20 protein-coding genes and 5 pseudogenes are annotated in these 25,525 nt (G+C 60.6%); 14 read left to right on the forward strand and 11 right to left on the reverse strand.

All coding sequences use genetic code 11. From position 1 onward, the window contains the following. Positions 1-112: 112 nt before the first annotated feature. The 5 genes from ACZ9GA_RS16900 to ACZ9GA_RS16920 all read left to right on the forward strand — a co-directional run bounded on the left by ACZ9GA_RS16900 (position 113) and on the right by ACZ9GA_RS16920 (position 6,118). Positions 113-2,149 carry a TonB-dependent receptor gene (locus ACZ9GA_RS16900; protein WP_457361597.1) on the forward strand — a complete coding sequence of 679 codons (2,037 nt, stop codon included), beginning with the start codon at positions 113-115 and terminating at the stop codon, positions 2,147-2,149. 69 nt (positions 2,150-2,218) lie between these two features. Beyond that, positions 2,219-2,830, forward strand: a complete 612-nt coding sequence (locus ACZ9GA_RS16905; RefSeq protein ID WP_457361596.1) for a DUF1826 domain-containing protein — start codon at positions 2,219-2,221, stop codon at positions 2,828-2,830. Between the two features lie 90 nt (positions 2,831-2,920). Then, positions 2,921-3,334 (forward strand): PA0061/PA0062 family lipoprotein, encoded by a 414-nt coding sequence (locus tag ACZ9GA_RS16910; protein ID WP_457361595.1) that lies wholly within the window; start codon positions 2,921-2,923, stop codon positions 3,332-3,334. Between the two features lie 474 nt (positions 3,335-3,808). Beyond that, on the forward strand, positions 3,809-3,979 hold the full coding sequence (locus ACZ9GA_RS16915; RefSeq protein WP_457361594.1) for a hypothetical protein: 171 nt from the start codon (positions 3,809-3,811) through the stop codon (positions 3,977-3,979). A 75-nt stretch (positions 3,980-4,054) separates the two neighbouring features. Then, entirely contained in the window at positions 4,055-6,118 is a 2,064-nt protein-coding gene (locus ACZ9GA_RS16920; RefSeq protein WP_457361593.1) for a putative bifunctional diguanylate cyclase/phosphodiesterase, read from the forward strand. Between the two features lie 242 nt (positions 6,119-6,360). Here ACZ9GA_RS16920 and ACZ9GA_RS16925 read toward each other — a convergent pair whose 3' ends face one another. Next, on the reverse strand, positions 6,361-8,448 hold the full coding sequence (locus tag ACZ9GA_RS16925; protein WP_457361592.1) for a sensor domain-containing protein: 2,088 nt from the start codon (positions 8,446-8,448) through the stop codon (positions 6,361-6,363). Between the two features lie 367 nt (positions 8,449-8,815). Beyond that, entirely contained in the window at positions 8,816-11,044 is a 2,229-nt protein-coding gene (locus ACZ9GA_RS16930; RefSeq protein WP_457363704.1) for a TonB-dependent siderophore receptor, read from the reverse strand. 166 nt (positions 11,045-11,210) lie between these two features. On the opposite strand from ACZ9GA_RS16930, the gene ACZ9GA_RS16935 reads away from it, so the two are divergent. Next, a complete protein-coding gene (locus ACZ9GA_RS16935; RefSeq protein WP_457361591.1) occupies positions 11,211-11,975 on the forward strand; it encodes a response regulator in 765 nt (254 codons plus the stop codon). Next, on the forward strand, positions 11,976-13,376 hold the full coding sequence (locus tag ACZ9GA_RS16940; RefSeq protein WP_457361590.1) for an ATP-binding protein: 1,401 nt from the start codon (positions 11,976-11,978) through the stop codon (positions 13,374-13,376). A 45-nt stretch (positions 13,377-13,421) separates the two neighbouring features. Here the strand turns inward: ACZ9GA_RS16940 and ACZ9GA_RS16945 are convergent, their stop codons facing one another. Next, positions 13,422-13,760: a hypothetical protein gene (locus ACZ9GA_RS16945; RefSeq protein WP_457361589.1), complete on the reverse strand. Its 339-nt coding sequence runs from the start codon at positions 13,758-13,760 to the stop codon at positions 13,422-13,424. Between the two features lie 287 nt (positions 13,761-14,047). Next, a complete protein-coding gene (aac(6'), locus tag ACZ9GA_RS16950; protein ID WP_457361588.1) occupies positions 14,048-14,494 on the reverse strand; it encodes an aminoglycoside 6'-N-acetyltransferase in 447 nt (148 codons plus the stop codon). 1,036 nt (positions 14,495-15,530) lie between these two features. Here aac(6') and ACZ9GA_RS16955 point away from each other — a divergent pair. The 4 genes from ACZ9GA_RS16955 (at position 15,531) to ACZ9GA_RS16970 (ending at position 18,638) form a co-directional block, all read left to right on the forward strand. Then, entirely contained in the window at positions 15,531-16,910 is a 1,380-nt protein-coding gene (locus ACZ9GA_RS16955; protein WP_457361587.1) for a purine-cytosine permease family protein, read from the forward strand. Positions 16,911-17,052: 142 nt separating this feature from the next. Then, positions 17,053-17,328, forward strand: a complete 276-nt coding sequence (locus ACZ9GA_RS16960; protein ID WP_457361586.1) for a hypothetical protein — start codon at positions 17,053-17,055, stop codon at positions 17,326-17,328. Beyond that, on the forward strand, positions 17,325-18,086 hold the full coding sequence (locus ACZ9GA_RS16965) for a Fic/DOC family protein (RefSeq protein WP_457361585.1): 762 nt from the start codon (positions 17,325-17,327) through the stop codon (positions 18,084-18,086). The genes ACZ9GA_RS16960 and ACZ9GA_RS16965 overlap by 4 nt, the downstream gene beginning before the upstream one ends. Before the next feature lie 102 nt (positions 18,087-18,188). Next, positions 18,189-18,638 (forward strand): hypothetical protein, encoded by a 450-nt coding sequence (locus tag ACZ9GA_RS16970; protein WP_457361584.1) that lies wholly within the window; start codon positions 18,189-18,191, stop codon positions 18,636-18,638. Positions 18,639-18,659: 21 nt separating this feature from the next. On the opposite strand, the gene ACZ9GA_RS16975 is transcribed toward ACZ9GA_RS16970, so the two are convergent. Then, positions 18,660-19,433, reverse strand: coding sequence for an SIR2 family NAD-dependent protein deacylase (locus tag ACZ9GA_RS16975; protein ID WP_457361583.1), 774 nt, complete (start codon positions 19,431-19,433; stop codon positions 18,660-18,662). 299 nt (positions 19,434-19,732) lie between these two features. On the opposite strand from ACZ9GA_RS16975, the gene ACZ9GA_RS16980 reads away from it, so the two are divergent. Both ACZ9GA_RS16980 and ACZ9GA_RS16985 read left to right on the forward strand, forming a co-directional pair. After that, entirely contained in the window at positions 19,733-19,939 is a 207-nt protein-coding gene (locus ACZ9GA_RS16980; RefSeq protein WP_457363703.1) for a DUF4259 domain-containing protein, read from the forward strand. Positions 19,940-20,358: 419 nt separating this feature from the next. Next, positions 20,359-20,778, forward strand: coding sequence for a hypothetical protein (locus ACZ9GA_RS16985; protein WP_457361582.1), 420 nt, complete (start codon positions 20,359-20,361; stop codon positions 20,776-20,778). 807 nt (positions 20,779-21,585) lie between these two features. On the opposite strand, the gene ACZ9GA_RS16990 is transcribed toward ACZ9GA_RS16985, so the two are convergent. From ACZ9GA_RS16990 to ACZ9GA_RS17005, 4 genes and pseudogenes are all read right to left on the reverse strand, one after another. Next, a complete protein-coding gene (locus tag ACZ9GA_RS16990) occupies positions 21,586-22,059 on the reverse strand; it encodes a lysis protein (protein WP_457361581.1) in 474 nt (157 codons plus the stop codon). After that, positions 22,056-22,501 (reverse strand): annotated as a pseudogene (locus ACZ9GA_RS16995) (structural protein P5). The gene ACZ9GA_RS16990 and the pseudogene ACZ9GA_RS16995 overlap by 4 nt, the downstream one beginning before the upstream one ends. A 64-nt stretch (positions 22,502-22,565) precedes the next feature. After that, a pseudogene (locus ACZ9GA_RS17000) lies at positions 22,566-22,871 on the reverse strand (phage late control D family protein); the annotation flags it as partial. Then, positions 22,871-23,117 (reverse strand): annotated as a pseudogene (locus ACZ9GA_RS17005) (phage holin family protein); the annotation flags it as partial. The pseudogenes ACZ9GA_RS17000 and ACZ9GA_RS17005, both read right to left, overlap by 1 nt. 134 nt (positions 23,118-23,251) lie before the next feature. On the opposite strand from ACZ9GA_RS17005, the gene ACZ9GA_RS17010 reads away from it, so the two are divergent. Next, a complete protein-coding gene (locus ACZ9GA_RS17010; protein ID WP_457361580.1) occupies positions 23,252-23,638 on the forward strand; it encodes a hypothetical protein in 387 nt (128 codons plus the stop codon). Positions 23,639-24,078: 440 nt separating this feature from the next. Here ACZ9GA_RS17010 and ACZ9GA_RS17015 read toward each other — a convergent pair. Both ACZ9GA_RS17015 and ACZ9GA_RS17020 read right to left on the reverse strand, forming a co-directional pair. Next, positions 24,079-24,436: pseudogene (locus ACZ9GA_RS17015) on the reverse strand (PA0613 family protein). Continuing rightward, positions 24,429-25,421, reverse strand: a pseudogene (locus tag ACZ9GA_RS17020) (virulence-associated E family protein); the annotation flags it as partial. The pseudogenes ACZ9GA_RS17020 and ACZ9GA_RS17015, both read right to left, overlap by 8 nt. Positions 25,422-25,525 lie beyond the last annotated feature (104 nt).

The following is a 25,525-nucleotide window of genomic DNA, read 5'->3' on the forward strand; positions in this document are numbered from 1 at the left end:
AAGCCCGGCCTAGAGCATCAGGCCGGGCAACCCATGGGTGAAGGAAAAGTTTCAGCCTGAACAAAATGTTATGATATAACATATACATAAATAGCTGACAGAGCCTTCCTTGATGCACCGTTCCCCACGAAACACTCCGTACCTGCGCCTTACCCCTCTAGCCGCCGCCCTGTTCATCGCCGCCCCGGTGCAGGCGATCGAACTGCAATCGCAGGTCATCACCGCCAACCCCTTGGGCAGCACCGAACTGGCCGCCCCCAGCACCGTGCTGGAAGGTGACAGCCTGACGCTGGCGCAAAAAGGCAGCCTGGGCGAAACCCTCAATGGCCAGCCGGGCGTGTCCTCGTCCTACTTCGGTCCAGGTGCCAGCCGCCCGATCATTCGCGGCCAGGACGGTGATCGCATCCGCCTGCTGCAGAACGGCGTGGGCGCGCTGGATGCCTCGTCGCTGTCCTACGACCACGCCGTGCCGCAGGACCCGATCAACGTCGACCGCGTGGAAATCATCCGCGGCCCGGCCGCCTTGCTGTATGGCGGGAGCGCCATCGGCGGCGTGGTCAACACCTTCGACAATCGCATCCCCACCGAAGCCATCGAGGGCATCCACGGCGCCGGCGAGCTGCGCTACGGCGGTGCCGACACCACGCGCAGCAGCGCCGGCAAGCTGGAAGTGGGCAATGGCACCTTCGCCTTGCACGTGGACGCCAGCGCGCGCAGCTTCAACGACCTGAGCATCCCCGGCTACGCCCACAGCGCCAGCCAGCGCGCCAGCGAAGACGCCGACGACAACGGCGGCAAGCACCACCTGGGCAACAGCGACGGCCGCCAGGACGGCGGCGCCATCGGCGGCTCCTACACGTGGGAGCATGGCTATGCGGGGGTGTCCTACAGCACCTACGATGGCAACTACGGCTCACCGGCCGAGCAAGACGTGCGCATTCGCATGCAGCAGGACCACTACGCCTTCGCGTCTGAAGTGCGCGACTTGGACGGGCCGTTCAGCTCGGTGAAGGTCAACGCCGGCTACACCGACTACAAGCACATGGAGATCGAGGACGGCGAGGTTGGCACCACCTTCAAGAACAAGGGCTACGAGGCGCGCATCGAGGCCCGGCATCAACCCATCGGCCCGGTGGAGGGCGTGGTCGGCGTGCAGGTCAACCGCAGCGAGTTCCAGGCCCTGGGCGAAGAAGCCTTCGTGCCGCAGACCGACACAGACGCCACCGCGCTGTTCCTGCTCGAAGACTGGCAGGCCACCGACCGCCTGAAGCTGAACCTGGGTGGACGCCTGGAGCACACCCGCGTGTCCCCCGACGCCCAGGGCAACGAGCGCTTCGAAGCCGCCGACCACAGCAGCGATTTTACCGCCGGCAGCCTGTCCTCCGGCGCGGTGTACAAGCTGACCTCGATCTGGTCGCTGGCGGCCACCCTGGCCTACACCGAACGCGCCCCGACCTTTTACGAGCTGTACGCCAACGGTGCCCACGTGGCCACCGGCACCTATGAGGTGGGCGACGCCAGCCTGTCCAAGGAGAAAGCGGTGTCCAGCGACCTGGCCCTGCGGTTTGACAACGGCGTGCACAAGGGCAGCGTCGGCGTGTTCTACAGCCACTTCTCCAACTACATCGGCCTGCTGGGCACTGGTCGCACCCTTAATGACGAAGGCCAGGAAGACGCCAGCGGCATCCCCGAATACACCTACTCGGGCGTGCGTGCGCGCTTTGCCGGTGTCGAGGCCCAGGATCACTGGACGCTGGGCGAAAATGCCTACGGCAAATGGGCGCTGGAACTGTCCGGCGACTACACCCGGGCCAAGAACCTGGACACCGGCGAGGACCTGCCCCGCATCGCCCCGCTGCGCCTGAACAGCGGCCTGCTGTGGGAGAAGGACCAATGGCAGGCACGCGTGGATATCCAGCACGCCAGCGCCCAGCACCACGTGCCGGCCAACGAGACCAGCACCGACGGCTACACCACGTTGGGCGCCAGTGCCGGCTACCACTTCAGTGTCGGGCAAAGCCAGTGGCTGGCGTTCGTGAAGGGTGAAAACCTCACCAACCAGACCGTGCGCTACGCCAGCTCCATCCTGCGCGACATTGCGCCGGCCCCGGGGCGCAGCTTTGAAGTCGGGTTGCGCACTACCTTCTGATAAGCGTCGAGTGGGCAGCTACCGCTGCCCACCCTTAACGCAACGTTATAACCTTTGGATCGTACACATATGCCACGACAACTCAACAGTCCCGAGCTGTCCGTTCTGACCCAGGTGCTGGAGGACGACGTCAATCTGGCCATCTGGGAGCGACAACTGCCCCTGCACATAGCGGGCTTTGCCGACAGCGTCATCGCCAACGGCATGCCCATCAGCGAATCCCACGTACTGACCGTGAACGACGACCACCCGCCCCTGCTTGACGACCTGGCGGCCGGCCTGCGCGATATCGAAGGGCACGCGGGATTCGTCGCCGACGTGGCCTGGCTGACCCACGCGTTCACCTGCCTGACAGGCGCGCGGCGCGTGGGGCTGCGCGTTCGCACCCTGGATAAGGCCATGTGCCCGCGCTACCACGTGGACTGGGTGTCGTTGCGGTTGATCACCACCTACGCAGGCGTTGGCAGTCAGTGGTTGGAGGAAGGCGCCATGGCGCGCGAGCAGCTGGGGGATCCGGCGGCTGAACCCATCATCGCGCCTCGGCAACTGCACACCGGCAGCGTCGCGCTGTTCAAGGGCGAACGCTGGGAGGGCAACGAGGGCCGCGGCATCATCCACCGCTCGCCTGCGGTGCCCGCCGGCACCGCGCGTCTGTTCATGACGCTGGACTGGCTGGCCTGAATCCATAGTTCACGTGCCGTTGTGTCGAGCAATGATGGCGTTTAAGGCTAACATTCACTGAGCAACCCCAGCCCCGGGAAGGAAGTGCCCATGTCGATAGCCAGCCACACTCTAAAAACAGCCCTTTGCGGTATTACCTTGGCACTGTGTGCCTGCGCCGCCCCGCCACCACCGCCCGGTCCGGATTTTTCGGTAGTGCGGTTCAGCCACGATAACCAGGACGATGTGCTCGGCCAGAAACTGGACGGCAAGACCACGGAAGACGGCAGGACCTTCAAGATCCCGGCCGGGTCCCATGACGTGGTGGTGATTGTGCAGCGCCGTGAGACCAACGGAAAAATGCAGTATTGCTATGCCAATATCAGCTACGCGAACTTTCAGGATGGTGAGGTCTATAACATCCATGAGCAGCGCATCGGAGACAAGGTCAGCCTGCAACTGCGCCGCCACACCGAGGTGCTGGCCACTAACAACGGCGGCTTGAACTGCTCGCCGGGCAGTTGACACCCTATAGCCGCCAGGCTGCGCTGGCCCTGTGCCCCACTGAAGATCTGATGAGTTCACACAGGCCAGCGCAGCCTTCGGCAGCGGCTACATGGGGTGCCGCCCGCTTTTGCTTTTGCTCTTGCTCTTGCTCTTGCTCTTGCTTTTGATCTTAGGCCCCGTTAGAGCCAAGGGCCGACCGAAGGCGTCGATCAAGCGGCCTTCAGCGTAGCTGAAGGAGACGGAACCGGAGACGCCTCTATTCCGGGCCGTCGTCCGCTTGATCGACGTCTCCGGTCGGACCTGGGCTCTAACGGGGCATACAATCAAGATCAAAGGCCTCACGGAAGCAACAGCGGTTTGCGGTGTGCTTGAGGGCACCTTCACAAACTGCATACCCCAATAATGCAATCCCCCCCACCAAGTGCTAGCGTAAACGCCATCGAGCATTCGATCGCCGTGCTCCGGGTAACTGCACAACCTCCAAGGTGACCCATGCCCCGCCCAAACAGTGAATACCGCTCGCTCAGCAACCTCGCCCACGAAGCCAGGCGCGCGCTGGAAGGCCCGGAGGGAGTCGAGCGCGCCAACCTGATGATGCGTATCCTGTGCGCCAGGTTCCGGGAAGAAAACCGCGACGCGCTGAAGCAGAAAAAACCCGACTGACCTGCCCACCGGTTGGTTCAGAACCGCGCCGTGCCGCCGATAGCACATTGAGTGGATTACGCACAGGGAGCGCCAATGTACGTAAGCAGCTACAACAACCTGTACGTCCTGTTTTCCCTGATTGTGGCAATCCTGGCGTCCTATACCGCACTGAACATGACCGGGCGCGTGGCACGCGCCAAAGGCCGTGCCGCAGCCCTATGGCTGGCCGGTGGCTCGTTCGCCATGGGCACGGGCATCTGGTCGATGCATTTCATCGGCATGCTGGCCTTCCAACTGCCCATCGAACTGGGCTACGACCTCAAGCTCACGGGGCTGTCACTGCTGATCGCCGTCGCCTCCTCGGCGTTCGCCCTGTGGCTGGCCTGCCAGAAGCAAATGCCCCTGCCGCGTCTGCTGCTGGGGGCGGTGCTGATGGGTATCGGCATTGCCGCCATGCATTACACCGGCATGGCAGCGCTGCTGATGAACCCCGAAGTCCAGTACATCCCCTCGTTGTTCATTCTGTCGGTGCTCATCGCCATCCTGGCGTCAGGGGCGGCGCTGTGGATCGCAATCCGTCTGCTCAAGGAGGGTCGGCACGTCAACCGTGCGCGGCTCGGGGCCTCGCTGATCATGGGCTGCGCCATCGTCGGCATGCACTACACCGGCATGGCGGCTGCGCAATTCCCGGTGGGCAGCGTGTGTGGCGCCGTCAATGGCGGGCTGGACAGCAAATGGCTGGTGGTGGTGGTGATCGTGATCACCCTGGCCGTGTGCGCCATTGCGCTGGTGGTCTCGATGCTCGACATCCGCACCAGCCTGCTGGCCCGCTCGCTGGACCGGGCCAACAGCGAACTGGTGAAGCTGGCCCTGCACGACAGCCTCACTCACCTGCCCAACCGCATCCTGCTCAACGATCGCTTGGAACAGGCTATCCACAAAGCCACCCGGCAACGCAGCGAGTTCGCCATGCTGTTCATGGACCTGGACGGGTTCAAGGCGATCAATGATACCTATGGCCACCACACCGGCGATCAGTTGTTGATTGAAGTGGGTAACCGCCTGCTCGCCGCCAAGCACGACGAAGCCACCGTGGCGCGCCTGGGGGGCGACGAGTTCGTGCTGCTGACCGACCACTGCGATCCGGAAGATGCAGCGGTACTGGCCCAGAGCCTGGTGGAGGACATCAAGCAGCCCTACCGGCTGGGGCAGCACACGGTGCACCTGTCGGTCAGCATCGGCATTGCGGTATTCCCCGCCGATGGCGGCAGCGGGCATGAACTGATGGTCAATGCCGACGCCGCCATGTACCACGCCAAGGAACAGGGGCGCGACGGCTACTGCTTCTTCGAGAAGGCCATGAACGCCAATGCCCACCAGCAATTGCAGATGCAGCAAGACCTGCGCAAGGCGCTGGCCAGGAACGAGTTCGTGCTGTTCTACCAACCCAAGATCATCGCCCCGGCCGGGCCGATGACCGGCGTCGAAGCCCTGCTGCGCTGGAACAAGCCGGACATGGGCATGGTGCCGCCTGACCGCTTCCTGCCCCTGGCCGAGCGTACCGGGCTGATTGTGCCGATCGGCAATTGGGTGATCAACGAGGCCTGTCGGCAAATGGCCGAATGGCATTCGCAGGGCAAGCGCGACTGGAGCATCGCGGTCAACCTGTCCACCGTGCAACTGGCCCATTCGGAGTTGGTTGAGGTGGTACGCACGGCGCTGCAACGCAACGGCCTGCCTGCGCACTCCCTGACCCTGGAAATCACCGAAACCACGGCTATGCGCGACGCCGAAGCCGCGCTGATCGTGCTCGACCAACTGGCCGCGTTGGGCGTGGGCATTTCCATCGACGATTTTGGCACCGGGTATTCGAGCCTGCTGTACCTCAAGCGCTTGCCTGCCAACGAGCTGAAGATCGACCGAGGTTTTGTGACCGAGCTGTCGCAAGGCAACGAAGACGAGGCCATCGTCTCGGCGATCGTGGCACTGGGCAAGACGCTGGGGTTGAAGATTGTCGCCGAAGGGGTGGAAACCGCCGAGCAACGCGAGATGCTCACGGACCTGGGCTGCGACGTGTTGCAGGGCTATTTGCTGGGCAGGCCGATGAGCGCGGTGAAAATCGCCGAGCATTTCGGCACCCAGACGGTGCAAGCGTAGATCACCGTGTTCAAAGCGACGCCGCCTGCGGTAGCAGCTACGGGCTGTAGATCGCGTTGCCTGCATCGCGGCCAAGGCCGGCTCCTACCACGGACCGCGTAGGAGCCGGCCTTGGCCGCGATGCAGCCAACGCGGTTTACAGGTTTGCGTAGCCGCTGCCGCCAGGCTGCGCTGGCCCTCTGCCCCACCCAAGATCTGCAGGGTTTACGCCGGCCAGCGCAGCCTGCGGCAGCGGCTACACGTTATGCGGCGGCTTTGCGGCGTTCGTCCGCAGGCACCGGGCGGCCAAAGTAATAGCCCTGGAAGTGCGAACAGCCTTCGCTGATCAACTGCTCCATCTGCTCCACCGTCTCCACGCCTTCGGCCGTGGTCTTGATCAGCAGGCTGTTGCTCATCCCGGTAATGGCCCGGATGATCGCCAGCGCCTCTTTGCTGTCAGCCATTTCCCGCACGAACGACATATCGATCTTGATGCGGTCGAACGGGAACGAACGCAGGTACCCCAGCGACGAATAACCGGTGCCGAAGTCATCCAGGGAAATGGCCACGCCCAGCGCCTTGATGGCCCGCAAGGTGTCGATATTGCCTTCACTGTCTTCCAGCAACACCGACTCGGTGATCTCCAGTTCAAGGCGCGCCGGGTCCAACCCCGAGTCGCTCAGCGCAAGCGCCACGGTATCGGCCAACCCCGGGTTCTTGAACTGCACCGGCGACAGGTTCACCGCCACAGTCTGCTGGGTACCCCAACTGGCGGCCTCCTGGCACGCCAGGTTGAGCGCGCGGTTGCCCACCTCGTGGATCAGCCCGGTCTCTTCGGCCATGGCGATGAAGTCCATTGGCATGATGGTGCCCTTGGTGGGGTGGCGCCAACGCAGCAGCGCTTCGTAGCCGGAAATCTCGTCGCCACCGTGGGTCACGATAGGCTGGTAATGCAACTGCAATTGCCCCAGGTGCAGGGCCGTGCGCAGGTCAGTCTCCATGGTGCGACGATGGCGCGCTGCCTCGTCGAGTTGGAACTTGAAGCGTTCAAAACGATTGCGGCCGTTGCGTTTGGCTTCGTACAGCGCCATGTCGGCGTAGCCCATCAGTTGCTCCGGGCTGTCGTGGTCATGGGGGGACAGCGCGATGCCGATGCTCACGCCTACCGAGCAACTGTGCCCCTCGATCAGGAACGGCGGCCGCACGGCGTGCACCAACCGTTGGGCGCAAAGCTCGGCCGCTTCGGCGGTTTCAAGCTCTGGCAGGATGACGGCGTACTCATCGCCGCCCAACCGCGCCAAGGTGTCGCCGTCGCGCAACTCACCCTGCAGACGGCCGCTCAGCGCGCGCAGCAACTTGTCGCCGATGCCATGGCCGAGCGAGTCGTTGACGTTCTTGAAATCGTCCAGGTCCAGGCACAGGGTGCCGGTGATCCTGCCGGTGCTCTCGGCCTGCAGCAGCGCTTCCTTGAGCTTTTCGTGGAACAACACGCGGTTGGGCAGGCCGGTCAGGGCATCGTGGTGGGCCATGTGGCGGATCTTGGCGTTGGCGGCCAACTCGACGGTGACATCCTCGGCCACGAACAACACGTACTCCGAAGCATTGCCCGGGTCTTGATTCAACACCGTGCGGCTTCGCAGTGTCCTCGGCCCGCGGTTAGTGGTGACTTGCGTTTCGACGGTCTTGATGGCGCCGATGCTCAGCTCCTGGCCCATCTGCTGCTCGATGTAGGCGGCCGTTTCCGGCGACAGCGCCTCACTCATCAACCGGCCCACCATGCTTGCCCCGTTGGGCACGAACAGCGCCTCGGCCTGGTGGTTGGCCAGCAGGATGCGGTCGGTCTGCACGTCCTTGACGATCACACTGGCAGGGATATTGGAGATCACCGAATCCAGGAACTGCGACAGCGATGCCATCTCGGCGCTGTACTGCTCGGCCAGCACCTTGGCCTCCATCAACTGCAACTCATTATGGCGGCGCTCGGTGATATCGCGCGTTACCTTGGCGAAACCGACCATGTGCCCATCGTCATCGTGAATGGCGTCAATCACCACGCTGGTCCAGAAGTGCGAGCCATCCTTGCGCTGACGCACGCCCTCGGCATGGAAGCGCCCTTCCCTGCGCGCCGTTTCAAGCCCCTGGGCGGGCAGCCCTGCGGCCTGGTCCTCGGCGGTGTAGAACACCGAAAAGTGCCGGCCCACGATCTCGTGTTCCTTGTAGCCCTTGGCCCGCTCGGCGCCGGCGTTCCAGTTGATCACGTGCCCCGCGGGGTCGAGCATGTAGATGGCGTAGTCAACCACGCTCTGCACGAGCAGGCGGTACATGGCATCCGAGGCGTCGTTGAACTGCATGTAGTGCGGACCTCACGCGGAAAACTGGGGGGCATTGTTGAGCGAGCGGGGATTGCGGGGCACAGCAACGGCAGTGGCATTATGCCTTCTTCCCATTGGGTAGGGATACTGCCCGAAAGTACGAAGCATCCGGTGGGGGTTGCGTGGTAGCGGGATGGGGCTTTGTGCTGCCATTTGCCTTGTAGCCGCTGCCGCCAGGCGGCGCTGGCCGGTGTGAACCCTAAAGATGTTCAGCGAGGCTCAGGGCCGGCGCAGCCTGGTGGCAGCGGCTACGCCTGCGCCCGTATCAAAACAAAGCCCGCACAAGGCGGGCTTCGGTCATGCGTTCATTGCTCATGCCAGCTTGGGGAAGGTGGAATACAGAAGGTCAGAACGCAGAACTCAGGGTCAGCGACAGGCTGCGCGGGTCGCCGTAGATCGCGCCGGCATAGAAGCCGTAGCGGGTGTAATAGGTCTTGTCGAACAGGTTGTCGACGTTCAGCGTCAGGCTCACGTCCTGGTTGATGTCGTACCGCGCCATGGCGTTCCAGAGGGCGTAGCCCGACCAGTTGACGTCCGAGGCGCTGCGGCTCACGCCGTTGGTGGGCACGCCAGCAGGCGTCGAAGTGGCGCGGATGTTGGTTTGTGCCGTCACGCCGGCGCCCACGGTCAGGCGGTCGAGCGGGCCAGACAGGTGATAGGTGGTCGAAGCCTTGAACAGGTGCGACGGATCGCTCAGACCATCGGCGTTGGTGCGGCGGAAATGCAGGTAGGTGTAGCCGCCGTAGACGTTCCAGTTCGGGGTCAGCGCACCGGCCAGTTCCAGGTCGATGCCGTCGGTCTCGACGCCGGTGCCGGTCTTGTACGCCTGGGCGCCGGTAGGCGTCAGGTTGGCGCCGTCGCTCACCGCTTTGTTCTGCTGGTTGGTGCGGAAGTACGCCAGTTGGCCGTTCAGTGCACCGTCGAACCATTCGCCCTTGATGCCGGCCTCGTAGCTTTGGCCGCGAATGGGCTCGATCTTGTTGCCGCTTTCGCTTTCCTCGCTCTGCGGCGTGAAGATGTCGGTGTAGCTGGCGTACAGCGAGTAGGTCTCGTTGAGGTCGTAGACCGCGCCCAGGTACGGTGTGACCACGCCATGGTTCTGCTGGTTGCTGCGCACGCCCGCGGTGCTCAGGGTGGTGGCCGAGTAGGTGCTGGTACGGGCGCCGACGATCACCGACAGCGGATCATTGATGCTCACCCGCGTGGCGGCGTACATGCCCTGCAGGCGCGTGGTGGTCTTGCTGTGCAAGCCGGTCTTGTAGGCATTGATGGCGTAATCGTCGTCGACGCCATTGAGCCAATTGGAGATCGGGAAGCCGTTGTTGGCGCGGAACTGACAGCCCAGGGAACTGGCGCTGGTGCGGCTGCCACTGACCATGTTGCAACGGTATTGCGGCGACCAGGCCACGGTGCGGCTGTCGTTGTAGCCGAACATCGCCTGGTGGGTGCGACCAAACAGCTGGAACGGACCGGTCAGGTCGAACTGTGCCGACTGCTGGGTGGTGTCGGTGGAGCTGTGCAGGCCATTGAGCACCGCCCCGCTGCCGTCCTGGTTCCAATATCCGCCATAGGTACCGCCGCCCGCCGAGTTGACCTTGGCCAGGCCGCGATGGTTGAGCACGTCGGTGGTGCTCTGCGCGGCACGTACGTCCAGGGTCCAGTCATTGTCGAAACGATGCTGCAGCGAGCCGAAGGTGGTACGCGTGGTGTACTCGCCGAAGCTCCAGCTGGGCACCACGTTGGTGCTGCGCGGCAGGTCAGTCTTGGAGCCATCGCCGTACCAGATCGGGATGTTGGCCCCCCAGCCGCCGCCGACGATTTTGTAATACTCGTACTGGTAGCCGGCGCCCAGGGTGGTGGCGTCGCTGAGGTCGAATTCGAAGTTGGCCAAGGCGGCGCGGGAGCGATCCGACTGCTGGTCGCGGAAGGAGTTGGCGTCCTGCTGGGTAACCACGAAGCGCGAGCGCAAACGCCCGTCGGCCGACAGCGGCACGTTCAGGTCCGCACCCAGGCGACGCTTGTCCCAGCTGCCATAGGTGGCGTAGACCTTGCCACCGAACTCGGTGCCCGGCCGCTTGCGGATCAGGTTGATGGTGGCCGAAGGGTCGCCAGTGCCGCCCAGCAATCCGTTGGCGCCGCGCACCACGTCGATGCGCTCGTACATGTCCATGTTCATGGCGTTGCCGCCGCCACTGAAGTCCGATCCGCCGGGGAACTGCAGGCCATCGACCTTCCAGTTACTGATGCCATAGCCACGGGCGCGGTACTCGGTACGCCCGCCCACCTCGGACTTGCTCATGCTGACGCCCGGCGCAGTGTCCAGCGCCTGCTCGATGTTGGTGATCTGCTGATCGGCCATCTGCTGCTGGGTGATGGTGCTGACCGACTGCGGCGTCTGCCGTGGGGTGAGCTTCATGCCGGTGGAGCTGGTGGTGGTCTTCACCGTGTAGCCCAACTGGTCAGCGCCGTCGGCGGCCGGCAGCTCGCTGTCCTGGATAGTGGTGGCCTGCAGTTCGAGCGCCGAAGGGCCTGCCGCCCAGGCCTGCACGCTGATCGCGCCAAGCCCCATCGCCATGATCAAGGCACGCCGCCGGGAAGGCGCGCCCGCCGAGGTAAAGCAAGAGAAGTCAGTCATGTTGCCCCAGGTGTTATTTGGTAATGCGTCGCAGATGCGTATGATTTTTGATACGATTTTAGGCAAATCGACTTTCAGCTCTACCTTCGATGTGTATGGATATGTAATGGAATGTAATGAGCAGTGGACTGCCCCAACCCCGACCGTGCCTGTGAGGCTCAAGACGCTGCTAGTGGTGGATGACGACGATGAAATTCGCGAGCTGTTGTGCGAATACCTGAGCGAGGCCGGTTACCACGTCCTGGCAGCGGCCGATGGCCGGGAAATGTGGGCGTTGCTGGCTGCACACCCAGTCAGCCTGGTGGTGCTGGACGTGACCCTGCCCGGCGAGGACGGCCTGAGCCTGTGCCGCCAGTTGCAGAGCTCTTCGCAGCTGGGTGTGATCATGCTGTCCGCCAAGGGCTCGGCGTTCGACCGCATCATCGGCCTTGAGGTGGGTGCCGACGACTACCTGGCCAAGCCGTTCGAACCGCGCGAACTGGTGGCCCGCATCAAGGCCGTAATGCGCCGGCCCGGCAAGGTCGCGGCATCGATCAAGGCCGCCACTACACTGGAGTCGTTCGCCGGTTACCGGCTGGACCCGGTGAAACGCCAGTTGCTGCCACCCCAGGGCCCTGCCCTTACCCTGCCGCGCTCGGACTATCGTGTGTTGCGCGAGCTGCTCGGCGCCCACAACCAGGTGGTGTCACGCGACCAACTGACCCGCAGCGCGCTGGGGCGCGACTACCAGCCCGAAGACCGCTCCGTGGACATGTGCATCAGCCGTCTGCGCCAGCACTTCAGGCAGGGCGATGGTGATGTGGTGCAGATCCTGACGATACGCAACGAGGGTTACCTGTTCAGCGTCACGCCCGACAGCGAGCACCTGTAAGTGCCGCTGCGCGCGGGCCTGTATCGGCTGTGGCCCAAAACCCTCTTCGGCCGGTTGTTGGTGATCATGGTCAGCGGCACGTTGGCCATCCAGTTGCTGTCCAGCAGCATCTGGTTCGACGTGCGCTTCGCCCAAGTGCTGGAAGCCCCCGTGCGCCTGATGGCCAGCCGCACCGCTGCGCTGCTTGACGCGCCGCAGTGCCCGGCGCTTGAAGCGATGCGCCTGCCCACGGGCTACCAGGTCACCTGTCTGGCAACCCCCAGCGATCGCGTCAGCGGTGATCACCGCGCACGCCGCCGTACTCAATTGTTGCTGGAGCAATCGCTGCATCATGAACTGGGGCGACCGCAGCCCGTACAGGTCCTGGACGTGCACCTCACCGACCAGCAAGGCCAGCCCGTGGTGTGGCGCAGCCTGTTCGGCCTGCGCACCGCCATCGCCCACGTGCTGTTCGTGGTGCCGCTGGCCGAAGGTGGCTGGCTGCAGGTGGACGCCGAAGAACTGCAAGGCTGGAGCGGCGAATCGGCCTGGACGCTGATCGCCGACTACGCACTGCGCGTCTACCTGCTGCGCATCCTGGCCGTACTGGGCGTCTGCTGGCTGGCCGTGCGCCTGTGCCTGCGCCCGCTGGAGCGCATGAGCGAAGCCGCCCGTGGCCTGGGGGAAAACCTTGATCAGCCGCCGCTGGAGATTGAAGGACCGGTGGAGGTTCGCCGCGCGGCCCGCACCTTCAACGCCATGCAGCAGCGCCTGAGCGCCATGATCCAGGACCAGAGTTACTTCCTGGCCGCGGTGTCCCACGACCTGCGCACGCCGCTGACGCGCATGCGTCTGCGGGTGGAGACCTTGCCGGAAGGTCAGCAGCGCGAGCGGTTGAAGCACAACATCGTGCAGATGGACCGGATGATCGGGCAGGTGCTGGACTATCTGAAGACTGCGGAGCAGCAACCTTGCCAGTTTGTGGACCTGGATGGGCTGGTGGCGCGGTTGTGTGCCGACCTCAGGACCGCCATCGAGCCATTGCCGGTGGACGGACGTGGCGGCGTGATATTCGCCAACGAGGTGCTGATACAGCGGTGCCTGCAGAACCTGCTGGTGAATGGGTTGCGTTATGCCTGCAAGGTTGAGGTATCGCTGGCGCGGGATGAGTCGGGAGTGCGAATCTTGATCAAGGATCAAGGGCCCGGCATTGCGGAACCGGTGCTACAGCACATCGGCCAAGCCTCGTTGCGCGGGGCGCGGCAGGACAATCCGGCGTCAGGCAGTTACGGCCTGGGGCTGAGTATCGCCCGGCGCATCGCGGAGATTCATGGTGGGGGGTTGGAGCTGAAAAATGTGCAGGGGGCCGGGTTGGTGGCGCAAGTGTGGTTGCCCCACAACACCAACCCGGCCCTTGCGTAACCTGTAGCCGCTGCCGAAGGCTGCGGCTACGGGGTGCCGTAACTGTCAGCCCCAACGATGATGATGACGGCGCTCCCACTCGCGACGGCGCTCAGCTTCCCGACGGGCCTGCTCACGGCGCCACTGCGCGCGCCGCGCTTCTTCGCGACGCGATTGCCAGTGGCGGTCGTGACGATAGTGGTCGTCATGGGCCAGCAGCGTGGCGGGCTGCTGCCCGCCCATGCTGAGCAGATTCGGCCAAGGGTTGGCAGGTTGAGTATTCGCCGCAGGCGCCTGGGCGGCCGGCGGTGACAGTGGCGCGTTCATTTGTGTGGCGGATGCGGCACCCGCTGTACCCAACGAGAGCAAGGCGGCAAGCACCAACGGCAGTCTGTAGGATTTCATGATCTGGCAGGTCTCTGATTAGCAGTTGGATCTGGATCGGTCTGGTGACCATGAATCCAAGTGTGTCAATTTCGACAAGTAGCTGATCAAATAGACCGCGCCAGATGAAAAAGTTCGGGGGATTGCTAACAATTATTTTAATTTTCAGTGGGTTGGGTGGTTTGCGGGTAACAAATTGCCCGATGGGGGCGAATGATGCTGACAAGGCCGGCGCGACGCAATAAAGGCCAACCTGTCCCGCACTTCCCGCCCGATCGCGCCCCGGGGCCCAATCGGTTGCCAGTACCTCAACCACTCCCCAGCTTCTTCAAAAAGTAAACTACCCTCTCCGTCTCCACAAACCCCAAAGCCTCGTGCATCGCATGGCTTCCCTGATTTTCCAGCAGCGCGTCTGACGCTAACTCCGAGCAGCCCATTTCCTCTGCCCATTGCTGAATACCGCCCACAAGTTCACGTGCTATCCCCCGGCCCCTGCTGGCCGGTAGAACGTACAGACCCTCGAGAAAGGCCACAGGTGAGCAGCCGGTGCCGTTGACGTAATCTGCCCTCATTGAGGCCTCGGCAAATCCGTGGGTAACTCCATGGCTGTCAGTGAAAATCAGCACTGCATACCGCTGCGGCGCACTGAGCATGACGTGTTTGTCGCGGTCGTTGGTTGGCCCGCAGTCAGGCCAAAGCTCAGCGCGCAGGCCTAGCCATTGGGCGTGGTCAAGGAGAGTGCAGCGTTTGAGCATGGTGAGGCCAACAGATAAGTGCGAGGTATACAGGATAGTCGCGCAAGCGCGAGTGGTCTGTAGGGGCTAGCGCGGGATTTGTAACCAATATTCACAGTAACTCATCAGGACAAGACCCGTTTTGGGGAATGAATGCCCGTCACTTAGCGGGGATGTCGAGCACATAAGGTTGGCAACGCGGATCTCGACGGCCATTGCACGGCGCAACAGATGTAGCTGCCGCCAGGCGGCGCTCGATCTCAAGGCCGGCAAAACAGCATCGGCTGGCATTGTGTGGCCGTGACGCGAGCGCGTACGCCTTGGTGTTCTGTCGTTCGCAAAACTGGTGATGCAGGTTCTACCTGCGGAGAAGATAACCCGGCCCTGATCACATACTGCGGCGTCCTTGTCGTGGGCAACGCTCAATCCACAAAAGACTGTGACCGCTGTGGGGTCACGTAGCCGCAGCCGATAGGCTGCGCTGGTCCTGAGCCGCGCTGAAAGTCCTCAGGGTTCACGCTGGCCAGCGCAGCCTGGCGGCAGCGGCTACACGGTTTCGCGCCAAAGGCAGATATCCGGTCCGTCTTTTTTTGCGCCGCCAGTCCAGGGATATAATCGCGATGTGGCCGATACACTCCCAGGTGCACGCAACACGCGCCTGCCCAATCAAGATCAAATCCGTTTAGCCGATAGCCTTTTACTGCATGTCGCAGTGCAAGGAGGCTGTATGAAAAAATTTGCAATCGCTGGTTTGGTGGCTCTGTTGTCACTCGTTTCGCTGTCTGCATCAGCATGCCCTGCGGGCACCCATCCGGTTGGCGGCACCGGGTCGCATCACAAGGGCGGCACTTGTGAGTAATCCGCTTTAGCGGCGCTAGCCCGGCCAGGGCCGGGCTAGCGCCGCAGATCCGTGCCGCCACGTCCAACATCACCGTCCCTGCCCGCCCCGCTGAAATGCTTAACGGCATCGTCGTTACTAACTACGAAGTGTTCGTCGTCAGGCCGACGCCCTCCTGCCCGTTTGCGCATAATCAAAAAAATGGATCAGGAGGCGGTCGTGCAGTTGGAAAAACGCAGTATCGAGTTCGTCCCTCACGCTGAGCGCTACGGCACGCCAGCTCGATTGTTCACCATCTGGTTCAGCTCCAACTTCCAGATCACCGCCCTGATGGTCGGCACCCTGGGCATCGCCTCGGGCCTGAGCCTGGCCTGGACGATACTGGGCCTGCTGATTGGCAACCTCGTCGGCACCATCTTCATGGCCGCCCACTCCGCCCAGGGGCCCCACCTGGGCGTGCCGCAAATGATTCAAAGCCGCGCGCAATTTGGTGTCTATGGCGCTGCCATTCCGTTGCTGGTGATGGTAGTCGCCGCAGTGCTGTTCCTGGCCGCCAGTGGCGTGCTGATGCGCGATGCCTTGAAGGCCCTGCTGCACATCAGCGACAACCAGGCGATCGTGGTGGTCGGCGTCCTGACCCTGGTTATCGGCTTTGTCGGCTATGAACTGATCCACCGGCTGGGAGCGTGGATGAGTCTGATCTCCACCCTGGTGTTTGGCGCTGCGCTGGTGTTGATCCTGCTGCACCCCAGCGACGCCGCGACCGCCACGGTCACCGGCAAGGCCTTTTCGTTGACCGCCTTCAACCTGGTCATCGCCCAGGCGGCCTCCTGGACGCTGGGCTACGGCCCCTACGTGGCGGACTATTCGCGCTACCTGCCGGCCAACGTCAATACCCGCGCCACCTTCTGGACCACTTACTGCGGCTGCGCACTGGGGTCGTTCGCGATGATGGCGCTCGGCGCATTGCTGGCGGTTGCCATTCCTGCCGCGCTGGGGGGTGATCCGGCCACGGCCATTGCCGTGCTGTTCGGGCCGTGGGCACCTGTGGCGTTGGGCGTGATTGCGCTGGGGGTGATTCAGTACAACGTGCTGTGCCTGTACAGCGCCTACATGTCTTCGGTGACGATCTTCGGGGCCTTTGGTCGGTTGCGGTCTGTCACGGCTGCGTCAAAGGCGTTGGTGATGGCTGGGTTGGGCGTGGCGGCGACGTTGATTGCCATTGCAACGCAGTACCGCTTCGACACGTTTTTCGCGGACATTTTGATTGGGCAGCTTTATTTGCTGATTCCCTGGAGTGCGATCAATTTGGCCGACTATTACTGGGTGCGGCGCGGGCACTATGAGGTGGGTGAGTTGTATGACGCCAAGGGGCAGTACGGGGGGTTTAATCGGCGGACGCTGGGGGTGTATGCGGTTTCGATTATCGGCACGATTCCGTTTATGAAGTTCTCGTTTTACAGCGGGTTTGTGGCGAGTTGGTTGGGGGCGGATGTGAGTTGGGTGGTGGGGCTGGTGCTGGCGGGGGCTTTGTATTGCATGGTGAGTAAGGAGTCTCTGGCCAAGCGCGGGCGGCTCGGGGCGGCTGTTGCTGAGTGACTCGGGGCGCCGGGGGACACCCTAGCCACCATCCGCTCACCGGACGCACGGTAGCACCGCCGTACAGTGGGTCGCGACCTGCAGAAATACAAAGATCTTGTAGTACGGTACAATGAAATTGTACCGAACAGGAGCGCCGTCCATGACCAAACCAGCCCCCAGAAGCGTTGCCCGTGAAGTCCATAAGCTGGCTAAAGCCCACAAGGTGTCCGCGATCCGAGACGACATCAGCCAGATGGCCACCTGTATCACTTCACTGTCTGGCGACACTGTCGTCCTGGATACGGTAGAGCAATTGCTCGTCAACCTGAAACGCAAAGGCGTAATGAGTACCTCAGATGTACTCGCTCTGCAGGTACGCTACCTCTCTGAAAAAGAAGCCGACAAGCGCAAAGCCACGAGGAATCTCCAAGCGTGATTTTCGACCCTTTCGGCGACTTTGAAACTGCAGGGTACCTTCGCAACCGCTTCAAGCTCACCGATCTAAATGTGGTCAAACGACTTGAGCACTCTTCGTTCGAATCTAATATCGAATCCGCTTTAGCTTACCTGGCCGACCTCGGAACCATCGACTACCAGGCTATACTAAGGGTCCACGGGATTCTCTTCTCCGATATCTACCCTTGGGCCGGCCAGGACAGAACCGTGCTCACCCCAGACCTGCGAATCACAAAGGGCCGTAAAGGTGAGCCAGGGTATACCGAGTTTGCAGACTCGCCGGACATTGTTCGCGCAGCCGAGTACGCCATTTACCTTGCTGGAAGGCCCGAGCGCTTTCGAGATCGCCCCGGCGAGGTCATGGGAACACTTGCTTTGGCACACCCATTCCTGGATGGTAACGGTAGGACTATTCTTCTCATCTACACAGAGCTGAGTCATCGGGCCGGTTTCAGCATTAACTGGGGCCAGACTACCAAAGACGGCTACCTCAGCGCGCTCAGTGCCGAAATCCTCGACCCAACGCTCAAGCCACTGGATGCATACCTTCTCCCGCATGTGGTTGACTCCGTCGGTCGCGAAAATTGGCCTGGGCTAATTGGCGGCATTCAAGGCTTGGACGGGCTTGACAAGGAAGACCTGGATTATCAGAAACTGGATGATTCAACACCACGGCGCCAGTACAAAGGCTACCTGGCGGTAGCGCTTGAACAATCCGATTCGCCTGAAACCCATTGAGTTGTACGCACCTGACCCCGTCCCGGATGTTAGAGATACAGGGCTTGGCATCGCCTCCCCTAGCTAGGTAGCATTGCGCCACCTTTCTCAGGGAATTCAACCATGGCACGACGCCGATCGATCGTCCCAGAGCTGCTGATGCTCAAGATCCTTGCCCCGATGCTGATCGCAATCGTGGGCTATTACGCCGTGATGCACGTTGTCCAGGACGCTGCAAAACAGCAAATTGCGAGCATCGAGGCCATCAACCAACACGCTCAAATCGAGCAGGCCCGTATCGTGGAAGCTGCCCGGCAAAACAGGATAGCTGCGGCTCGAGCGACGCAGGCAGCCAACGATGCATACATCAGGGAAGCCCGACTGCGCGGCGAAGCCGAACAGGCCAGGCAACAGGCCTGGTATGCCTTCTACCAAGACCCTCCAGGTTGCGACAACTGGCGTACAGACACACAGATGGTTGCATGCGTAGACCACAAAAACTCGGCCAAGCAAGAGTTCGACAGGAAGTGGGCGGCTGGCGAGATCAAAGGATCAAGCACCTACTTGCAGTGAACGCGTCGTGCACGCACATCGTCATGGTCGAGGGAAAAGCAGCGCTCCAAAAGCTTCATTAACCAGCGCCGTCATGACATCTGACGCCTTCCCTTCCAGGAAGAACTCCTGATTGCGGACCTCTACACGGTCAGGATTGACGTGCACAACCGTCGCGCCCCTGCCGTGGGCGCGAAGTGGCAACTCTGCCGCCGGATAGACAACCCCCGAAGTACCAATAGATACAAAGAGGTCGCACGCTTCTGCAGCGGCAAGAGCATCTGCCCAAGGACGTTCTGGGAGCATTTCGCCGAACCACACCACACCTGGCCTCACCAAGCCATCGCACATAGTGCATCGTGGCGGCTCAATACGAACACCTGCCTCTGGCAGAACGTCGACAGACAATGGAGCTTCGTGCGCAACACCACAGTCGATGCATCGTGGCGAGTGCAGGCTGCCATGCAGATGAATCACTGCCTGACTACCTGCGCGCTCGTGAAGATTGTCGACGTTCTGCGTGACGACGGTGAGCCTGGGCACGTGTCTGGCGAGCTCTGCGATGGCAACGTGTGCCGCGTTTGGCCGCGCCTGGATGACCTTGTGCCGACGCCATTCGTACCATCCCCAGCACAGGCTGGGGTCTGCGCGGAAGGCTTCGGCGGTGGCGAGTGTGGAGGCTTCGAAGTGTTCCCAGAGCCCCGTCAGGGCATCGCGGAAGGTGGGGATACCGCTTTCGGCGGATGCGCCGGCACCGGTGAAGATGACGACGTGCCTGGCCTTTTTCAGGTGCTTGGCGACTTCGGTGACGGACATGGTGTGTTCCCCGGAACGTTGCTGCTCAGACCAACTTGAGCTGCATTTGGCTTCGGCAGGCGAAACCCTGTCAATCCTGTTCGGCCGCGGAGTCCCAATATCGATGGGTACGTGGTCTATTCATGCATTTGGCAATGACGAAACAGCCGACTTCGCGATTGAACTCAACGAGACGCAAGATTTTCAACTGATTGAGTCCGCCCTGTAAGGCGTGATTGCAGCAGATGAATACCTGGAAGCACCGGATGCAGATCGCGGCATAGCCGCAGCGGCGGCTTTGGTGTTGCTCAGCAACCAGAATCCCCGGTCTCTCGGAAGAGTCGCTCGATGAATGGATTGCAAGTCGGCCAGGCAAACCCGATGCAGCGCTGCTGAAGAAAGCGCAGGCGGCGATTGATCGTGTGTTAGCGGCTGATTCAGAGCTTTCGGAGCTTTGGCAGGAAAGCGCTGAATATGGGGATTGGCGTGAGGGTTTGCTGCAGATCAGGGAGGCGCTTGGGCGGTAGTTTTTCACGAAGCTGTTAGGTACTTGCGCCTGGACGCATTATTACGAATGGGCTCCCACAGGAAGGCGGGGGTGTCGCGTCCAGCTTCACACGACGACCTTGACTGTGGGACGTTCTCCCAAACCTTATAGTGTAATCGCTTACATACAATTCACCGATGAACGCAGCGATCACAATCTCTCTACGACTCACCTCACCGCCTCAATTCACGATCGTCTGGTAGCGATTCAACAAACCAGCGTCGATATTGCTGCGCTCTCGATCTTTACCAACCGGATACCTCCGAGCCTTACCCATACTCGCAAATGCGCACCCCACGAGGGCCCGGCTGGCCCTTTAAAATCCTATTTTGACAGTTATCGATCAGGTGACTATTCTCCATTCGCCGCGAAGGCATGGTTTTATATTAAGGAGGATATATGTCCATTCAAGTTCGCACTACCGAGCAGCACCTCGTCGTTGAACTCGCTTCTGCAGCGGGTCGAAAGTATGAAATTGGTTACCCCATTGATGCTGGATACACTGAGCATGAAGTTGTCGAGCACGCCAACGCTCTGGCGGCGGGGCTTTCGGAGGCATTTCTACCTGTGAACTGGGTACCCGGGGCGTCTCCGGTCACGCCTTCCAAGCAGGTACAGAACCTAGGTATAGCTGAAGGGTATGTCAGCTATGATCGAGGGACGATTTACAATTACCGAATCAATTTCAAGAACACCAAAGGCTGGAGCTTTGACTTCGAAGACGCTACCAAAATGAAATACAGCTGCAGCACTATCTACAACGGCTGGCATTACATCGACTTCAATTCGGATGATGCGACTATCGTTGGTGTTTCCTAATCACTGTAAAGCTATGTGCTAGCGTCAGTATGAAATGTATTCCAGCGAAGGCCAGGCAAGACTAAAACAGGCGAGGAAGCGGAGTTTACGGGTTGCAAATGAGCATTCCGAGCCTGTTTTCAATGCAGCATGGGCGAGCTGGGATGCATTTCGCACAGCGCGTAAGCCGGACGTACAGGCATCATCTACGCGAGCAAAGGCCATGCAAGATATTGGCACGTACTGGCAGCCGGCCTTGAACTTTTTCTCAGGAGCACTCCCCTCACAGGATCGACGCCCGGCCAGCCTATTTTTTTCTTCCGGCAGCATACGTTCCGACGTGCCCAAAACCTGCTCCTGTCACCCAATAGACTTGAGTTCCGGACAGATATGTTACGAGGATTCATTAGACACCCCTCAGATATCCATTAGATACCCATTAGATACCCATCAGATACCCATCAGATACCCATTAGACATCCATTAGATACCCATTAGGTACCCTTTAGATACCGGCGAGAAACTGCTATCAATTGATACCAGGAGACATCTTTTGACGCCCGACCTAGCACCACATAAAAATAGCTTGACCAAAGCCGATATCGACGATTACCTTAAGCTCGCAACCACCCTTCTCCAGAACCAACTAAAATCTAACGGAGCATCCATGGCACGGCTTTGGTTAATTCTCGCCATTGAACTTACTCGCTTACTCCAGCAAATCTTGAAAACATTTAATGCCCATTGGTGAGTTTAAACACTTGCTACCCCTTCATCGAGTAAACTCAGATACTAAGCGAGCGTAGTCCTGACATGCCACCAGAGCTATCAATCCTCGATCGCCATCTCCGGTAATACCAACAATTCGTTGAGCATGCGCTGGGGCAAGTTCGGCTCTTGTGGTTCCATGAACCAAACTGCCGGCAGGGCACCGGACTGTGCGCTACGGCCACCAATGGTTGCGGCCGGGTAGAGGATGAGTGACAGCCGCAAATCAGAAGTAGCGAGGCAATCACGCAGGCGAGCCTGCATTTGTGGAGCATTGCGCAAGTCCTTATGGTGTTCCTGGTCGTTAGCCGCCAGCTCGCTCTCCAGCGCAAGCCGCTTCACCTGCTCGGCCTGCAGCATTGCCGCGCCGGCACTGGAGATGGAGGAAAGATCAAACTCGTAGTTCACGCGCTGAACTGCTAACTGCTTCTCGTATCTGTTGGCCTGCCAGACCCAAGCTGTAGTGCCGCTAAAGCCCATCAGCATCAGCGCCAGGATTGCGATGCCGGTGGCGCTCCCGTGTTCTGAGGTCATTTCAAGGGCCTGCTGAGCCCTTCCGTGAGCACGGCCGGTGGGTACGGGTTAACGCCATTCTCATGGATGATGATCCCGAGCATAACGTTGTTCAGAGTGGCCGGGCGCCAAATGTCGATGATGTCGTCGGGATTGACGCAGAGGCGACGGGCAACGGCCGCAACATAAGCCCCGGTGTGTTTTCGTTTCCTGGAGCCCAGGGTGTGATGGTTTCGCGCACTGTATCGATGCCTGGGCCACCGACACCGGGCATGCCATCTTTGCCTCGATAGTTGAGCAACAGCTTGCACAGGGCCCGCATGCCATTCTCTGCATTGTCAAAGCGCCCGAAGCGTGGGTTGGGTACACCGATCTCTAAACCGAGTTGCCCTTCCCATGAGTTGCGAGGGTTGTAGTCGATATTCCCAGGGTTGAAATTTCGGACTCCGCGAGTTGCCGTCAAGTGCATTGCCTTTCTCCAGACGAAAAAAAACCGCTCGGCGGCGCTTCGTTGAAGTTGGGGGTGTTCAGAGAGCCAAGACTTTGGTCTCTCCTGGTTTCTTACCTTTCTTGCCCGCAGCGGTTGCCTTCCCCTGCTTACCGCCGTTGCATTCGACAGCAGTTGACCAGCCTGCCTGGGTGTAAACCTGCTCGACTGAGTCGACGAGATAGGTGCCGTCCAACCCTTCCTTGAACGCCTGCGCATTAATCTCCTGCTCGGTAAACAAGTCAGTACGGCCGGGCACTTCCAGGCGCACGTCAGCCGTTGAGCGATTGAAAGCGGCGAGCCTCGCCTTCGCGGCGTGCTCGGCCGGAGATTTGCTGGGATGGATAGCCCAATGGCGACGTCGGCCCCGGCCATCGCAGTCAAGCAGCCTAGGCTACCCGCCACGAACAGTGAAACCCCAGCCGCGTGTAACAACATCACGGTGGATAACCCGCAGCCAACCCATGCGTGCCCACCCGCCAGCTCCCGCCTTATCAGCTCTCCACGCTTCCCCTGAGATCCCGCCGACGAGGGACAGAACGATGACCATCCAGAGGGGCATCTCGCTCAGTGCTTGTTGCGAATCCGTCAATTTCACTCCCCAAACGATTAGATGGCTCGATGTAAAGTTAAACCAGAGTTTAAGATTGCATTGGCATTTTGATTTGTAATCAATAACGCGAGTGCCATAATCTGAATTCGCCTCAATCACTTGGACGTTAAAATATGGCAACAATCGGATTGGTTATCGCTGTACTTGGGCTCTGCGTAAAGCTGATCGACCTGCTGTTCAAATACTTGGCGCTACCAGAGGAGCGACGTCATGAGCTGGGTTCAATCGCGATAGCATGGCAAGGAAAAATGTCAAAGCTAGGAAACAAGCTATTCCGGATATGGATGTATCTGTCGCTTGCGGTGCTGATTGCCAAAGCATGCAGCGAGATCATCCAGGCTATACGTGATAATCCACCGGTGACTCAAGCCAGCGTATTTCTGATGATCATGAACGTGGTGGGTGTGATCGTGTTTGCGTTCACTGCGGCGCTCATGTTTCGCCACTGGAGGCAGATGGATTCGCAGAGCAAGAAGCGGCTTCCGAAGATCTCCGTGTAAACCGAACTATCGCTACTGGTTACCGCAGTCGCACCTATCGAAGATCACTACTTTTTACAGGTCGATTTTACTGGCAGCCCCCCCGACACTGCCACCCGAGGAATACAGGGTGAACGTCTGGCCAATATCGGCGAATAAGTCCATTCCGGCTATTGCGCCTGCGGCACTGTCTGGGCTGTCCCACCTTTAAGATCAAGGTGGGACAGTTAAAGCGCCCTGATTCTGGGGCCCTGCCCCACCGTCCTACCTTTTAAATCTATTCCCCCGTAGAGAGAGAATATTAAGAAACGCGCGCGGAGGCTCGTATGCGCATCACGCTCGGGGAGGCAGGACAGTCGGACAGCCCACCACCCGCGCGGCCTGCACCTGTCCCGCTTCATCCGACCGACGTGGGACACCGCAAGGCGGTTGGACCGCACCACGCGCAGATGGCAGGCCCTTCACGCCGCCTTCCCCATCAGCATCCCTTCGATGAAGTCATGCGCCTCATGCAGCCGCAGGTAATACGTCTTGGCGCTGCAGGCGCAGTGCACCAGCTTTTGCATCAGGAAGCTTTCGTGGTTGCAGTTATGCTCGTTCACCGCCAGGGCGAGCCTGGGCGGCATGTGCTTGTTGACGATCAGCTCGATATCCGCAGACTCGTCCAGCAGCACGCGATTGCCGCGCGTGCCGCGAATCAGCTCCCCCTTACACGCTATCAACATGGCAATCATGTTCCCGCCCCCAACATCCGAACCTGCAGGATGTTCGCTATGAATCTTCGGCCCAGTTAAGCATTGCGTCGATCCGCTTAATCATCGATACAGGGCTCCTCAAATCGGTCCTGTACCAAGGCTGTGTCGCTGCCCCAGTCCACCGGCTTTTTTGTAAGCCCAAGGCCGCACCCCGCTCCTGGGGAGCGCCGGCAGTCGAACCTTACGCCATCCCAACCGGCGCATTATCGCGCCGACGCGCATCTGCTCAGGCTTGCCCCAGTGACCGAAGTTGAGCTTCAGCGCCCCAGACAGTATGTCCGTGCCTGTAGCTGTCTCGCCGATCTCCGACTCTTCAAGCCATCGTAGAACCGGCCCCTCCCACTCATCCACTACGAAGCGTTCCTCCTGGGCTTCGGTGAACATCGGCGCCTCATCCCGGTTGACCCACCAGATGTCGCCGGCCTGATAGCAATACATCGCCTCGGCCCACAACTGATCACGGATTTCGCGAACCGCATCCAGGTCGACCTTCGTGCACGCCACCGGCCAATAACGTCGGTTGCCCGTGGCATCCTTCAGGTACTCGTCCTAGTTGGTCGTACCCACGAAAACACACTGGCGTGGCACATCCATTGTTCTTCGGCCATAGCTTTCGCGGTAGGTATCGATCGACGCCGAAAAAAAATTGCTTGGCCTTCGTTGACTCAGCCTTATTGAAGCTATCCAGCTCACCCAGCTCGACGATCCACTTGCCACGGATCGCCTGAAAGCAGTCCTTGTCGCCCAACGCGATCGGGGTGTCCATGAACGCCCAACACGTGCATGGCTGTGGATTTGCCAGCCCCCTGAACCCCCTCAAGGATCAACACGGAGTCCGCCTTGCAGCCTGGCTTCATCACCCGGCCCACGGCCGAGATCATCCAGCGCTTACTTACCTTGGTGCTGTAGTCAGTCGTAGCCAACCCGAAAATATCCGTGAGCCAGGTATCAAGCCGGGGCACTCGATCCCACTCAAGACCCTCGAGGTAATTACGGACGGAATGGAACGCATTGTCGTGGGCGACGACGCTGACAGCCTCCACCACATTGCCCACTTTGATCCACGTACCCGGCGCAGATGAAGGTGAACACCTTACTCACCTAGGTTCACCAGCCGTGCGTTGGAGACAGCCAATCACCACAACCTGCCGCC

This window comes from Pseudomonas sp. TE3644 (assembly GCF_056278815.1).